Origin of the sequence: Pseudomonas persica (assembly GCF_900291015.1) — a bacterium.
Taxonomy (GTDB): domain Bacteria; phylum Pseudomonadota; class Gammaproteobacteria; order Pseudomonadales; family Pseudomonadaceae; genus Aquipseudomonas.
Genome location: NZ_OLKL01000003.1, coordinates 112,162 through 125,207 on the forward strand (window position 1 = coordinate 112,162; position 13,046 = coordinate 125,207).

General features: G+C 62.9%; 11 protein-coding genes. 6 read left to right on the top strand and 5 right to left on the bottom strand.

What is annotated here, in order from left to right:
* The first annotated feature begins 190 nt into the window (after positions 1–190).
* The 3 genes from FQ664_RS00540 to FQ664_RS00550 are packed head-to-tail and all read left to right on the top strand — an operon-like array spanning position 191 to position 3,199.
* Entirely contained in the window at positions 191–1,075 is an 885-nt protein-coding gene (locus FQ664_RS00540) for an MBL fold metallo-hydrolase (RefSeq protein ID WP_144169984.1), read from the top strand.
* 40 nt (positions 1,076–1,115) lie between these two features.
* Positions 1,116–2,384 (top strand): NAD(P)/FAD-dependent oxidoreductase, encoded by a 1,269-nt coding sequence (locus FQ664_RS00545; protein WP_144169985.1) that lies wholly within the window; start codon positions 1,116–1,118, stop codon positions 2,382–2,384.
* Positions 2,381–3,199, top strand: a complete 819-nt coding sequence (locus FQ664_RS00550; RefSeq protein ID WP_144169986.1) for a sulfite exporter TauE/SafE family protein — start codon at positions 2,381–2,383, stop codon at positions 3,197–3,199. The genes FQ664_RS00545 and FQ664_RS00550 overlap by 4 nt, the downstream gene beginning before the upstream one ends.
* Here the strand turns inward: FQ664_RS00550 and FQ664_RS00555 are convergent.
* The gene (locus tag FQ664_RS00555) at positions 3,188–4,075 is read right to left on the bottom strand and encodes a LysR family transcriptional regulator (protein WP_144169987.1); all 888 of its coding nucleotides are present in this window, start codon (positions 4,073–4,075) and stop codon (positions 3,188–3,190) included. The genes FQ664_RS00550 and FQ664_RS00555 overlap by 12 nt on opposite strands.
* 240 nt (positions 4,076–4,315) lie before the next feature.
* On the opposite strand from FQ664_RS00555, the gene FQ664_RS00560 reads away from it, so the two are divergent.
* The gene (locus FQ664_RS00560) at positions 4,316–5,962 is read left to right on the top strand and encodes a GMC family oxidoreductase (RefSeq protein ID WP_144169988.1); all 1,647 of its coding nucleotides are present in this window, start codon (positions 4,316–4,318) and stop codon (positions 5,960–5,962) included.
* Positions 5,963–6,060: 98 nt separating this feature from the next.
* On the top strand, positions 6,061–7,680 hold the full coding sequence (locus FQ664_RS00565) for an MFS transporter (protein ID WP_144169989.1): 1,620 nt from the start codon (positions 6,061–6,063) through the stop codon (positions 7,678–7,680).
* 365 nt (positions 7,681–8,045) lie between these two features.
* Here the strand turns inward: FQ664_RS00565 and FQ664_RS00570 are convergent, their stop codons facing one another.
* The 4 genes from FQ664_RS00570 to glyQ all read right to left on the bottom strand — a co-directional run bounded on the left by FQ664_RS00570 (position 8,046) and on the right by glyQ (position 12,407).
* Entirely contained in the window at positions 8,046–8,816 is a 771-nt protein-coding gene (locus FQ664_RS00570; RefSeq protein WP_144169990.1) for a lysophospholipid acyltransferase family protein, read from the bottom strand.
* Positions 8,817–8,877: 61 nt separating this feature from the next.
* The gene (gene gmhB, locus FQ664_RS00575) at positions 8,878–9,405 is read right to left on the bottom strand and encodes a D-glycero-beta-D-manno-heptose 1,7-bisphosphate 7-phosphatase (protein ID WP_144169991.1); all 528 of its coding nucleotides are present in this window, start codon (positions 9,403–9,405) and stop codon (positions 8,878–8,880) included.
* Positions 9,406–9,408: 3 nt separating this feature from the next.
* Positions 9,409–11,463, bottom strand: coding sequence for a glycine--tRNA ligase subunit beta (gene glyS, locus FQ664_RS00580; protein WP_144169992.1), 2,055 nt, complete (start codon positions 11,461–11,463; stop codon positions 9,409–9,411).
* On the bottom strand, positions 11,460–12,407 hold the full coding sequence (glyQ, locus tag FQ664_RS00585) for a glycine--tRNA ligase subunit alpha (RefSeq protein WP_029615043.1): 948 nt from the start codon (positions 12,405–12,407) through the stop codon (positions 11,460–11,462). Before glyQ ends, glyS begins: the two co-directional genes overlap by 4 nt.
* Before the next feature lie 83 nt (positions 12,408–12,490).
* On the opposite strand from glyQ, the gene FQ664_RS00590 reads away from it, so the two are divergent.
* A complete protein-coding gene (locus tag FQ664_RS00590; RefSeq protein ID WP_144169993.1) occupies positions 12,491–13,042 on the top strand; it encodes a DNA-3-methyladenine glycosylase I in 552 nt (183 codons plus the stop codon).
* Positions 13,043–13,046: the final 4 nt, after the last annotated feature.

A 13,046-nucleotide genomic window follows, 5' to 3' on the forward strand; every position in this document is an offset into this window, starting at 1 on the left:
ACAAGGACTGCCAAACACTGCCATTAGCTGACAGTCGACTGCCAGCCGCGCTGCCACTGTCATCGGCAACTGTCAGCAACGGGCCGGTTTCATTGGCCCGCTCGCGGGAAAATGCCTGGCATGCATCTTGATAAACCTCCTGGCACTGCCTACGCCTGTACAAGGCTGGGTGGATAAATTGGAGAACGTGATGATCATCGGCAACAACCTGCACGTGGACGCCTTTTACGACCAGGCGACCTCGACCATCAGCTACCTGGTCATGGACCGTGAAACCCGCCAGTGCGCATTGATTGACAGTGTGCTGGACTACGACCCCAAATCCGGGCGCACCTGCACTGCCTCGGCCGACCGCCTGATCCAGCGCGTGGCCGAGCTTGAAGCCAGCGTGCAGTGGGTGCTGGAAACCCATGTGCATGCCGACCACCTTTCGGCAGCGGCTTATTTAAAGGAAAAGCTCGGCGGCCATACCGCCATCGGCGCGCACATCACCCAGGTGCAGAAAGTGTTCGGTGCCTTGTTCAACGCCGAGCCAGGCTTCGCCCGCGATGGCAGCCAGTTCGATGTGCTGTTCGAAGACGAGGAAGGTTTCCGCATTGGCAACCTGCATGCCCGCGCGCTGCACACCCCAGGGCACACGCCTGCGTGCATGAGCTTCATGATCGAGGACGCTGGCGAGACCGTGGTGTTCGTCGGCGACACCTTGTTCATGCCCGACTACGGTACCGCCCGCTGTGACTTCCCGGGGGCCGATGCCCGCACCCTGTACCGCTCGATCCGTCGCCTGCTGGCCTTCCCTGACCAGACCCGGCTGTTCATGTGCCACGACTACCTGCCAGGTGGCCGCGACATGCAGTACGTCACCACCGTGGCCGAGCAGCGCGCCAGCAATATTCATATCCATCAGGGCGTCGATGAGGACAGCTTCGTCGCCATGCGTGAAGCCCGCGACAAGACCCTCGACATGCCCGTGCTGATCCTGCCGTCGGTGCAGGTGAACATGCGCAGCGGCCAGCTCCCCGCGCCGGAAGAGAACGGTGTGAGCTACCTGAAGATTCCGCTGAACAAGCTGTGACCGCCCTGCCCCATAACCAGATTTCCAGGATTTACCGCCAATGCCTGCCTTGTTCTCCCCTGCCAATACCGACCACCACAAAGTGGTCATCGTCGGTGCCGGTGCCGCCGGTATCGCCACTGCTTCCAGCCTGATCAGCCGTGACCCGTCGCTGGACGTAACCTTGATCGACCCCGCCGAGGTGCATTACTACCAGCCTGGTTGGACCATGGTCGGTGCCGGCGTGTTCAAGGCACCCAGCACTGCTCGTACCATGGCCTCGATCATCCCGCGGGGTGTGCGCTGGATAAAGGCACGGGTGCAGGGGTTCGACCCGCTGGGCCAACTGGTCCTCCTCGAAGGCGGCCGCGCCATCAGTTATGAACAGCTGGTGGTCTGCCCTGGCCTCAAGCTGGATTGGGCAGCCATTGATGGCCTCAGCGAGACCTTGGGCCGCAACGGCGTCACCTCCAACTACCGCTACGACCTGGCGCCCTACACCTGGGAGCTGGTGCAGAAGCTCAAGCAAGGTCGCGCCCTGTTCTGCCAGCCGCCCATGCCGATCAAGTGTGCGGGCGCGCCGCAGAAGGCGTTGTACCTGTCTTGCGACCACTGGCTGCGGCACGGTCACCTGGGGGCGGTGAAAGCCGGCTTCTTCAATGCCGGCGCGGTATTGTTCGGTGTGGCGGACTACGTGCCCGCACTGATGAAGTACATCGAGAAGTACGCCGTGGACCTCAATTTTTCCCATCGTCTGGTAGCCGTGGATGGTCCGGGCAAGCTCGCCACCTTTGTGCGTACCTTGGCTGATGGCAGCAGCGAAACCCGTATCGAGGCGTTCGACATGCTGCACGTGGTACCCCCGCAGGTGGCACCGGACTTCATTCGTGAAAGCCCGTTGGCTGACAGCGCGGGCTGGGTCGATGTCGATCCGCACACCCTGCGCCATCGCCACTTCACCAATGTCCATGCCCTGGGGGACGTGGCCAACACCAGCAATGCCAAGACCGCCGCCGCTGCGCGCAAGCAGGCACCGGTCGTGGCCAACAATGTGCTGGTGGCCCTGGGCAGGCTGCCTACCCTGGCCCGTTACGATGGTTATGGCTCGTGCCCGCTCACCGTCGAGCGCGGCAAGATTGTCCTGGCCGAGTTCACCTATGGCGGCAAGCTGGCACCGAGCTTCCCCAACTGGTTGCTGGATGGTCGCAAGCCGACGCGCCTGGCCTGGTTGCTCAAGGCACAGGCGCTGCCACCCTTGTACTGGAAAGGCATGCTCAAGGGCCGCGAGTGGTTGGCACGCCCGCAGTTGGTAGCCGAGGCTGGGCAGTGATCGAACATCAACTATTGGGCGCGGGCCTGGGCGCAATCATCGGCGCCGTGCTGGCGCTGACCGGTGCGGGCGGTGGCATCCTGGCAGTGCCTTTGCTGGTGTTCGGCCTGGGGCTGTCGATGGTCGAGGCGGCACCGGTCGGCCTGCTGGCCGTGGGTATGGCGGCGGCGGTGGGGGCTGTGCTGGGCTTGCGTCAGGGCCTGGTGCGCTACCGGGCGGCGCTGTTCATCGCATTGATCGGTGTGGCAGCGGCGCCGTTCGGGCTGATGCTGGCGCGCCGCCTGCCGAACACGCCACTGCAGTTGGTGTTCGCCGGGGTGCTGGTATACGCCTGCGTGCGCATCTGGCGCAAGGCGGCCAAGGAACTGCGCGGCGCAGCCAACGACGCCCATCGCTACATCGAACCCTGTGTGTTGAACCCGCTGCAGGGCCGTTTGCGCTGGACCCTGCCCTGCGCGCGCGCCCTGGCGTTCACCGGTGCATTGTCCGGGCTGCTGTCCGGCCTGCTTGGTGTGGGCGGTGGCTTTGTCATCATCCCGGCCCTGAACCGCTACACCAACCTGCGCATGGCCAGCATCGTCTCCACCTCGCTGGCGGTGATCGCGCTGGTGTCCACCGGCAGTGTGGTCAGCGCCAGCCTGGCGGGGGTGATGCACTGGCAGGTTGGCGCTCCTTTCGCCGGCGGCGCGGTGCTCGGCCTGCTGCTGGCGCGGCCATTGGCGGCCAGGCTGGCCGGGCCGCGCTTGCAGCAGATGTTTGCCGTGGCCGGTTGGGCAGCGGCCCTGTTGCTGGCCGGCAAGGCGCTACTGGGCTAACAGCTCGCTCTGTTCCGCCGCGCACAGCGCCAGCAGGTAGTCCCACACTACCCGCAGGCGCACCGACTTGTGCAGTTCGCGGCGGGTGCAGATCCAGTAGCTGCGCTGGATGGTTTCGCCTGGCAGCACGCGCACCAGCGTCGGGTCGTGGCGGGCCATGTAGTTGGGCAGTACGGCGATGCCCAGCCCGGCGCGGGCGGCGGTTTGCTGGGCGATTACGCTGGTGCTGCGAAACACCACGTTGGGCGCCCGGCAGAAGCTGTTGAGAAACAGCAGTTCCTGGCTGAACAGCAAGTCGTCGACGTAGCCGATCCAGCTGTGCCGGGCCAGGTCCTCGCGGTTGTGCAGAGAGGGGGCACGGTCCAGATAGTCCTGGCTGGCGTACAGGGCCAGGCGATAGTCAGTGAGTTTGCGGGTGATCAGCAGGTCGGCGTTGGGCCGTTCCAAGTGGATGCTGATCTCCGCCTCGCGGTTGAGGATGCTGACGAAGCGCGGCACCGCCACCAGTTCCACTTCCAGGCCGGGGTAGCGGTCGAACAGCGCATTCATGCGCGGGGTGAAGAACATGATGCCGATGCCTTCGGTCACCCCCAGGCGAATCTTGCCCAGCGGCGTGATGGCCTGGGTGATTTCTTCCTGCGCCAGCAGGGCGACGTTTTCCATGGCTTCGGCGTGCTTGAGCAGGGCCTGGCCCGAAGGGGTCAGTTCATAGCCCTGGGCATGCTGCACGAACAGCGCGGTACCCAGGCTTTGCTCGATGCTCTCGATGTGCCGGGCCACGGTGCTGTGGGTAGTGTTGAGGCGCTTGGCGGCGGTAAGCAGGCGGCCGCTGCGCTGCAACTCGAGGAAAAACCGCAGATCGTTCCAGTCGAACATGCTGATCCTTTTTGGCAGTTCGTTCCGGCCTCTTCGCGGGTAAACCCGCACCCACAAAGACCGCGCAGCCTTCAGAAGCAGCGCCAATCCTGTGGGAGCGGGTTTACCCGCGAAAGGGTCGGTACAGGCTTACCCCTGTGCTAAAACGCACAGCGGCTGCGCGAAATCTCGTGTTTCCCCCACGAAATTACTCACTAAGATGGTTCGGGACAAGAATAAAAATCAGGCGCGAGGTTGCACATGCCATCAGCCGATTGTGTCTTCGACTACGTGGTCGTAGGGGCCGGTCCCGCCGGTTGCCTGCTGGCCAATCGTTTGTCCGCCGACCCCTCCTGCCGCGTGCTGCTGTTGGAAGCGGGTGGCCGTGACAACTATCCCTGGATCCACATCCCCGTCGGTTATCTCTACTGCATCGGCAACCCGCGCACCGACTGGTGCTTCAAGACCGAGGCGCAGCCCGGCCTGGGCGGTCGAGCGCTGGGCTATCCACGCGGCAAGGTGCTGGGTGGCTGCTCCTCGATCAACGGCATGATCTACATGCGCGGCCAGGCCGCCGACTATGACCGTTGGGCCGAGCAAGGCAACGACGGCTGGGCCTGGAAGGACGTACTGCCGCTTTTCAAGGCCAGCGAAAGCCACTTTGCCGGCGCCAGCGAGCACCACGGTGGTGACGGCGAGTGGCGGGTCGAGCGTCAGCGCTACAGTTGGCCAATCCTCGATGCCTTCCGCGATGCCGCCGAGCAAAGCGGTATCGGCAAGGTCGATGACTTCAATACCGGCGACAACCAAGGCTGTGGATACTTTCAGGTGAACCAGCGTAGCGGTGTGCGCTGGAACGCCTCCAAGGCCTTCCTGCGGCCGGTCAAGGGCCGCACCAACCTCACCGTGCTGACCGGTGTTCAGGTTGACCAGGTGCTGCTCAACACCACCCGTGCGCGGGCGGTGAAGGCGTTCTGGCAAGGTGCCTGGCACGAGTTTGCGGCGCGTCGCGAGATCATTCTCTGTGCGGGTGCGGTGGGCTCACCCGGTATTCTGCAGCGCTCTGGCATCGGCCCGCGCCAGCTACTGGAAAGCCTGGGCATTGGCGTGCGTCACGACATGCCAGGCGTTGGCGGCAACCTGCAGGATCACCTGCAACTGCGCCTGATCTACCAGATCCGTAATACCCGTACCCTGAACCAGATGGCCAACAGCCTGTGGGGCAAGATGGGTATGGGCCTGCGCTATCTCTATGACCGCAGCGGCCCGCTGGCCATGGCACCGAGCCAGCTGGGCGCGTTCGTGCGTTCGAGCCCGGAGCAGGCCACCGCCAACCTGCAGTACCACGTGCAGCCGCTGTCACTTGAGCGCTTCGGTGAGCCATTGCACCCGTTCCCGGCCTTTACCGCCTCGGTGTGCAACCTGCGCCCGGCCAGCCGCGGGCGTATCGATATCTGCAGCAGCGACATGAACAGCACGCCGCTGATTGACCCCAAATACCTCAGCGACCCCCAGGACCTGCGCGTCGCCGCCGATGCCATTCGCCTTACCCGGCGTATCGTCCAGGCCCCTGCCCTCGCCGCGTTCGACCCAAAGGAATATCTGCCGGGTCCAGCCCTGCAAACCGAGCAAGAGCTGTTCGAAGCCGCCGGCAAGATCGGCACTACCATCTTCCATCCGGTCGGCACCTGCCGCATGGGCAATGGTGAACTGGACGTTGTGGATAATCAGCTGCGCGTACATGGCATCCCCGGCCTGCGCGTGGCGGACGCTTCGATCATGCCGCAGATCACCTCCGGCAATACCTGTTCGCCCACCCTGATGATCGCCGAGAAGGCGGCTCAACTGATCCTCAAAGGAGCTGCCACCCAGACCTATCTGAACGAAGACGCGATACCGACGCCCTGACCCCGGGTGCGTGCAGTAGCGGCAGCTAGCGGTCAGAAGCTGCCGACAGTGGAACAACAAGAATAATCACTGTGGCCTGCGGGCCGAGGACAGCAACGATGTCGGATTACATCCAAGAGCAGGGTGCGGCGACCAGCAGCGCCAGCGGCCGTGAAGAACGCAAGATCATTTTCGCGTCATCCCTCGGGACAGTTTTCGAGTGGTATGACTTTTTTCTCTATGGTGCGCTGGCAGCGGTCATCAGCAAGCAATTCTTCGCTGGCGTGAACGACACCACCGCCTTCATCTTCGCCCTCATGGCCTTTGCCGCCGGCTTCCTGGTGCGGCCGTTCGGCGCGCTAGTGTTTGGCCGTCTGGGCGACATGATCGGGCGCAAGTACACCTTCCTGGTCACCATCGTGCTGATGGGCCTGTCCACCTTCGCAGTGGGGCTGTTGCCCACCTACGCCAGCATCGGCATCGCTGCACCGATCATCCTGGTGGTTCTGCGCATGCTGCAGGGGCTGGCGCTGGGCGGTGAATACGGCGGTGCGGCCACCTATGTGGCGGAGCATGCGCCGCCCGGCAAGCGCGGCTTCCACACGGGCTTCATCCAGTCCACCGCCACCCTCGGCCTGCTGCTGTCGCTGTTAGTGGTGCTGGGCAGCCGCTATATCAGTGGCGACCAGTTCGAAACCTGGGGCTGGCGCCTGCCGTTCCTGCTGTCGATCGTACTGCTGGCGATTTCCACCTGGATCCGCATGAGCATGCACGAGTCGCCGGCCTTCGTGAAAATGAAGGCCCAAGGCAAGGTCAGCAAGTCGCCGATCCGTGAGTCGTTCACCTCCTGGCCGAACCTGAAAGTGGTGCTCACCGCCTTGTTCAGCATCAACGCCGGGCAGGCCGTGACCTTCTACACGGCGCAGTTCTACGTGTTGTTCTTCATGACCCAGATGCTGAAAATGGACCCGGCCCAGGCCAACACCCTGCTGATCATCAGCGTGGTCATTGGTGCGCCGTTCTTCGTGTTGTTCGGCTGGTTGTCCGACCGTATTGGCCGCAAACCGATCCTGATGCTCGGCTTGCTGCTGGCCACGGTGTTGTACTTCCCACTGTTCAAGGCGCTGAGCCACTACGCAAATCCACAGATCGACGCGGCCAGCCGCCAGGCGCCGATCGTGGTCACTGCCGACCCGCAAGGCTGCACCTTCCAGTTCGACCCGGTGGGCAAAGCGCGCTTCGACAGCCCGTGCGACAAGGTCAAGACCTTCCTGGTCAAGCAGGGCCTGCCGTACAGCTCGGTGGATGTGGCCGGTAGCGATGTGGTGGTGAATATCGGTGACAAGACCATCAACGGCTTCGACGAAGCGGCCATGCGTGCGGCGGTGGAACAGGCCGGCTACCCGGCCAAGGCCGACCCTGCGCAGGTCAACCAGGTGATGGTGGTGGTGTTGATCGTGGCGATGATCCTGATTGCGACCATGACCTATGGGCCACTGGCGGCGGTGATGGTCGAACTGTTCCCGACCCGCATCCGCTACACCTCGATGTCGCTGCCCTACCACATTGGTAACGGCTGGTTCGGTGGCTTCCTGCCAACGGTATCGTTCGCGCTGGTGGTGTATACCGGGGATATCTTCTACGGGCTGTGGTACCCGGTGCTGGTGACCGGGGTCAGCCTGGTGGTGGGGATCTTCTGCCTGAAAGAAACCAAGGATGTGGATATCGACAAGATCTGATGCAGCTCTAAGGCCTGCACCAAATGGTCAGGCGCTGAAGCGCTTCTTGTGGGAGCGGCCTTGTGTCGCGATTGGGCTGCGCAGCGGCCCCAGGATTTCAGCTGTGATGCATGAATTGCTGGGGCCGCCTTGCGGCCCTTTCGCGACGCAAGGCCGCTCCCACAGTCTTCTCCCACAGATGGTGCAATCCTGCTGTTGAGCCCATAAAAAAACCGGCTGTAAAAGCCGGTTTTCTTATGCCCCGAAAAAACTTATGCACGATTTTCAGAAAAATGTCATACACAGAAATAAACAGCTAATTCAAACACTTAGCGATCAATCCAGGCATTTCATTCAAAAACAGTTCACAAGTTATCCACAGATGCTCAGGCCATCTGCTCCTGGGGTTTTTCCTCTGCTGGCGGCAGCGAACCCATGGCCCGTTGGGTCGCTTCGTTCCATGCCGCGGCGCGGTCGTTGAGCTCGGCAATGGCTCGTGGCCCGGTGCCGTTGGCGTACATCGGCTTGCCAATCACGACCTCGATGGTGCCAGCGCGTTTGCCCCAACCGCTCTTCGGCCAGAACTTGCCGGCGTTGTGGGCAATCGGCAGCACCGGCAGCCCGGCATTCACCGCCAGCGCGGTACCGCCACGGGAGAACTTGCCCATGGTGCCGAATGGCACGCGGGTGCCTTCCGGGAAGATCAGCACCCAGGTCTTCTGCTTGAGCAACTCATCACCTTTGCTGGCTACCTGGCGCAGGGCTTCCTTGGGGTTATCGCGGTTGATCGCGATAGGCCGCAGCATGGCCATGGCCCAACCGAAGAACGGCACGTACAGCAACTCGCGCTTGAGCACCTGGCTCAGCGGCGAGAAGTACTGGGAAAGGAAGAAGGTTTCCCAGGTGCTCTGGTGGTTGGACAGGATCACGCAGGGCTCATCAGGCACGTTCTCGGCGCCAGTGACCTTGTAGTCGATGCCCAGGATGGTGCGCACCAGGAACAACGCGCAACGGCACCAGTACACGTTGATGAACTTGTAGCGCTTGGGGAACGACAAGAACGGCGCGACGAAGAAGCTCAGCGAGCACCACAGCAGCGAACTGGTGCCCAGCAGCAGGTAAAAAAGAAAGATTCTGATCGCCTGCAGGATCGACATAGTGGCTTGTACCGTTGCGGGGCATGCCCGCCTGAGAAAAATGCGCCAGAAGGCGCACTGTTTAAATTAGTTCTCTGGCGATAGCTGCCAGATCGTCGAAAATCAGTGTAGTTTCCGGGACGCCTTTTTCCAGGGTCCGCTCGCCCTTGCCGGTTTTCACCAGCACGGGTTGTGCACCGACGGCCAGGGCTGCCTCCAGGTCACCTTTGCTGTCGCCAACGAACCAGATGCCTTCCAGACCGACCTGGTAATGCTCGGCGATCGCCAGCAGCATGCCAGGCTTGGGCTTGCGGCAATTGCAGCCTTCGTCCGGCCCGTGTGGGCAATACACGATGTGACCCACCTTGCCACCCTGCTCGGCCACCAGCGCGCGCAGGCGCGCGTGCATGGCCTCGAGGGTTGCCAGCGCATAGTAGCCACGGGCAATGCCGGACTGGTTGGTGGCCACGGCCACCGTCCAGCCCGCTTTGCTCAACTGCGCGATCGCTTCGACCGAGCCAGGGATCGGCACCCACTCGTCCAGCGTCTTGATGTAGGCGTCGGAGTCGTAGTTGATTACCCCGTCACGGTCGAGAATCAGCAGTTTCAAGGCTTACCCCAGCAGCGAAATGTCGGCCACGCCCAGGAACAGGCCGCGCAGGCGGCTGAGCAGGGCATAACGGTTGGCGCGTACCTTGGCATCCTCGGCGTTGACCATCACCGCCTCGAAGAAGGCGTCGACCGGGTCACGCAGGGCCGCCAGGCGGGCCAGCGATTCGCTGTACTGGCGTGCAGCAGCCATCGGTTGCACGGCCTGGTCGGCCTGCTGGATGGCCGAGTACAGGGAGAACTCGTTGGCGTTGTCAAAGTACTTCGGCTCGACGTGATCGGCGATGGCGCCTTCGGCCTTGCTCAGCAGGTTCGACACGCGCTTGTTCACCGCGGCCAGGGCCTCGGCTTCCGGCAGCTTGCGGAAGGCTTGTACAGCCTGCACGCGCTGGTCGAAGTCCAGGGCGGAGCCTGGCTGCAGGGCACGTACCGACAGGTAGGTGGCCACGTCGATGCCTTCGTCTTCGTAACGGGCACGCAGGCGGTCGAAGATGAACTCCAGCACCTGTTCGGCCAGGCCGGCGGCTTTGACCTTGGTGCCGAACTGCTTGACCGCGAACTCGACCGCGCCGGTCAGGTTCAGGTCCAGCTGCTTTTCGATCAGGATACGCAGCACGCCCAGGGCGGCACGGCGCAGGGCGTACGGGTCCTTGCTGCCGGTAGGCAGCATGCCGATGCCGAAGATGCCGACCAGGGTGTCGAGCTTGTCGGCGATGGCCACGGCTGCACCGGTGAGGGTCTGCGGCAGCTCGGCGCCAGCACCGCGCGGCATGTACTGCTCGTTCAGGGCCAGGGCCACGTCTTCCGGCTCACCGTCGTTGAGCGCGTAGTAGTAACCGGCAACACCCTGCATTTCAGGGAATTCGCCGACCATCTCGGTGGCCAGGTCACACTTCGACAGCAGGCCGGCACGGCCGGCGCGCTGGGCGTCGCCGCCGATCAGCGGGGCGATGAAGGCGGCCAGCCTGGAAACGCGCTCGGCCTTGTCGTACACGGTACCCAACTGAGCCTGGAACACCACGTTCTTCAGGCGCTCGTTGAAAGTTTCCAGCGGCTGCTTCTTGTCCTGCTTGAAGAAGAACTCGGCGTCGGTCAGTCGTGGGCGCACGACCTTCTCGTTGCCTTGCACGATCTGCTTCGGGTCGCGGCTCTCGACGTTGGCCACGGTGATGAAGCGCGGCAGCAGCTTGCCTTCGCTGTCCAGCAGGCAGAAGTACTTCTGGTTGTCCTGCATGGTGGTGATCAGGGCTTCCTGCGGCACTTCGAGGAAACGCTCCTCGAACGAGCACACCAGCGGTACCGGCCACTCGACCAGGGCAGTCACTTCGTCCAGCAGCGCCGGCGGTACGATGGCGCTGCCTTCCTGTTGCATGGCCAATTCGGCGGTACGCTTGCTGATCAGCTCGCGGCGCTCGGCAAAGTCGGCCAGCACGTAGGCTTTGCGCAGGTCTTCGACGTAGTTGGCCGGGGTGGTGATGACCACGTTTTCCGGGTGGTGGAAGCGGTGACCACGGGATTCACGGCCGGCCTTCTGCGACAGGATGGTGCAGTCCACTACCTGGTCGCCCAGCAGCATCACCAGCCATTGGGTCGGGCGCACGAACTCTTCACGGCTGGCCGCCCAGCGCATGCGCTTGGGGATCGGCAGGTCATTGAGCGAATCTTCGACGATGGTCGGCAGCAGGCCAGTGGTGGCCTTGCCCGGGATGTGCTGGGAGAAGCGCAGCTTGGGGCCGCTCTGGTCGATTTCGGCCAGCTCCACGCCGCACTTCTTGGCGAAGCCCAGGGCAGCCTGGGTCGGCTCGCCTTCGGCGTTGAACGCTGCTTGCAGAGGTGGGCCATCGATGTTGATGCTGCGGTCAGGCTGCTGCACGTCCAGCTGGCGGATCAGCACGGCCAGGCGACGCGGCGCGGCGTAAATCTGCTTGCCGGTATAGTTCAGGCCAGCAGCCTGCAGGCCTTTCTCGATACCGGCCAGGAAGGCTTCGCCAAGGCTGGCGAGGGCCTTTGGTGGCAGCTCTTCGGTGCCCAGTTCTACCAGGAAATCTTGAGCACTCATTGTGCAGCCTCCAGCTTAGCCAACACTTCGTCACGCAGTTCAGGGGTAGCCATCGGGAAGCCCAGGCGTGCACGGGCTTGCAGGTAGCTTTGCGCCACGTCCCGGGCCAGGGTACGTACACGCAGGATGTAGCGCTGGCGCTCGGTTACCGAGATGGCGCGGCGGGCGTCCAGCAGGTTGAAGGTGTGCGAGGCCTTCAGGACCATTTCATAGGTCGGCAGCGGCAGCTCCAGCTTGATCAGGCGGTTGGCTTCGCTTTCGTAGAAGTCGAACAGTTCGAACAGCTTCTCGACGTTGGCGTGCTCGAAGTTGTAGGTCGACTGCTCCACCTCGTTCTGGTGGAACACGTCACCGTAGCTGACCTTGCCGAACGGGCCGTCGGCCCATACCAGGTCGTACACCGAGTCGACGCCCTGGATGTACATGGCCAGACGCTCCAGGCCGTAGGTGATTTCACCGGTGACCGGGTAGCACTCGATGCCGCCTACCTGCTGGAAGTAGGTGAACTGGGTGACTTCCATGCCGTTGAGCCAGATTTCCCAGCCCAGGCCCCAGGCGCCCAGGGTCGGCGATTCCCAGTTGTCTTCGACGAAGCGAATGTCGTGGACCAGCGGGTCCAGGCCGATGGCTTTCAGCGAGCCGAGGTACAGCTCCTGGAAGTTGGCCGGGTTGGGCTTGAGTACCACCTGGAACTGGTAGTAGTGCTGCAGGCGGTTGGGGTTTTCGCCATACCGCCCGTCGGCAGGGCGACGGCTAGGCTGCACATAGGCGGCGTTCCAGGTTTCTGGACCCACGGCGCGCAGGAATGTAGCGGTGTGGAAAGTGCCGGCGCCTACTTCCATATCGTAGGGCTGAAGCACCACACAACCTTGCTCGGCCCAGTAGTTCTGCAGGGCGAGGATCAGGTCTTGGAAGGTACGCACGGCTGGCGTAGGCTGGCTCACGAAATTCACCTGTATCTGGGGATGCGGATGTAAAGAGCGGGAGTATAACCTGATTCGCCTCGCCCTCTACTCATTGGAGCCTTATGCCACGCTGCTTTTGGTGTACCGACGATCCGTTGTACCAGGCCTACCATGACCAGGAATGGGGAACGCCACAGCGTGACCCGGCGTTGCTGTTCGAGATGCTTTTGCTCGAAGGGTTCCAGGCGGGGCTGTCGTGGATCACCGTTTTGCGTAAACGCGAGCGTTATCGCCAGGTGATGCACGGTTTTGACCCGGTAAAGCTGGCCGCCATGAGTGACGAACGCATCGAAGAGCTGATGCAGGATGCCGGCATCATCCGCAACCGTCTCAAGCTCAAGGCTGCCAGGCGCAATGCCCAGGCCTGGCTGGCTGTGGATAACCCCGTCGACTGGCTCTGGTCGTTCGTCGGTGGTGCGCCGAAGATCAACCACTTCACGGGCCGCAGCGAGGTGCCAGCGGTTACCGATGAAGCCAAGGCCATGAGCAAAGCCCTGCAGAAAGCCGGCTTCACGTTCGTTGGCCCGACCATCTGCTACGCCTTCATGCAGGCCACCGGCATGGTCATGGATCACACCATCGATTGCGATCGCTACGCCGCCTTGTTGCGCTGAGGGG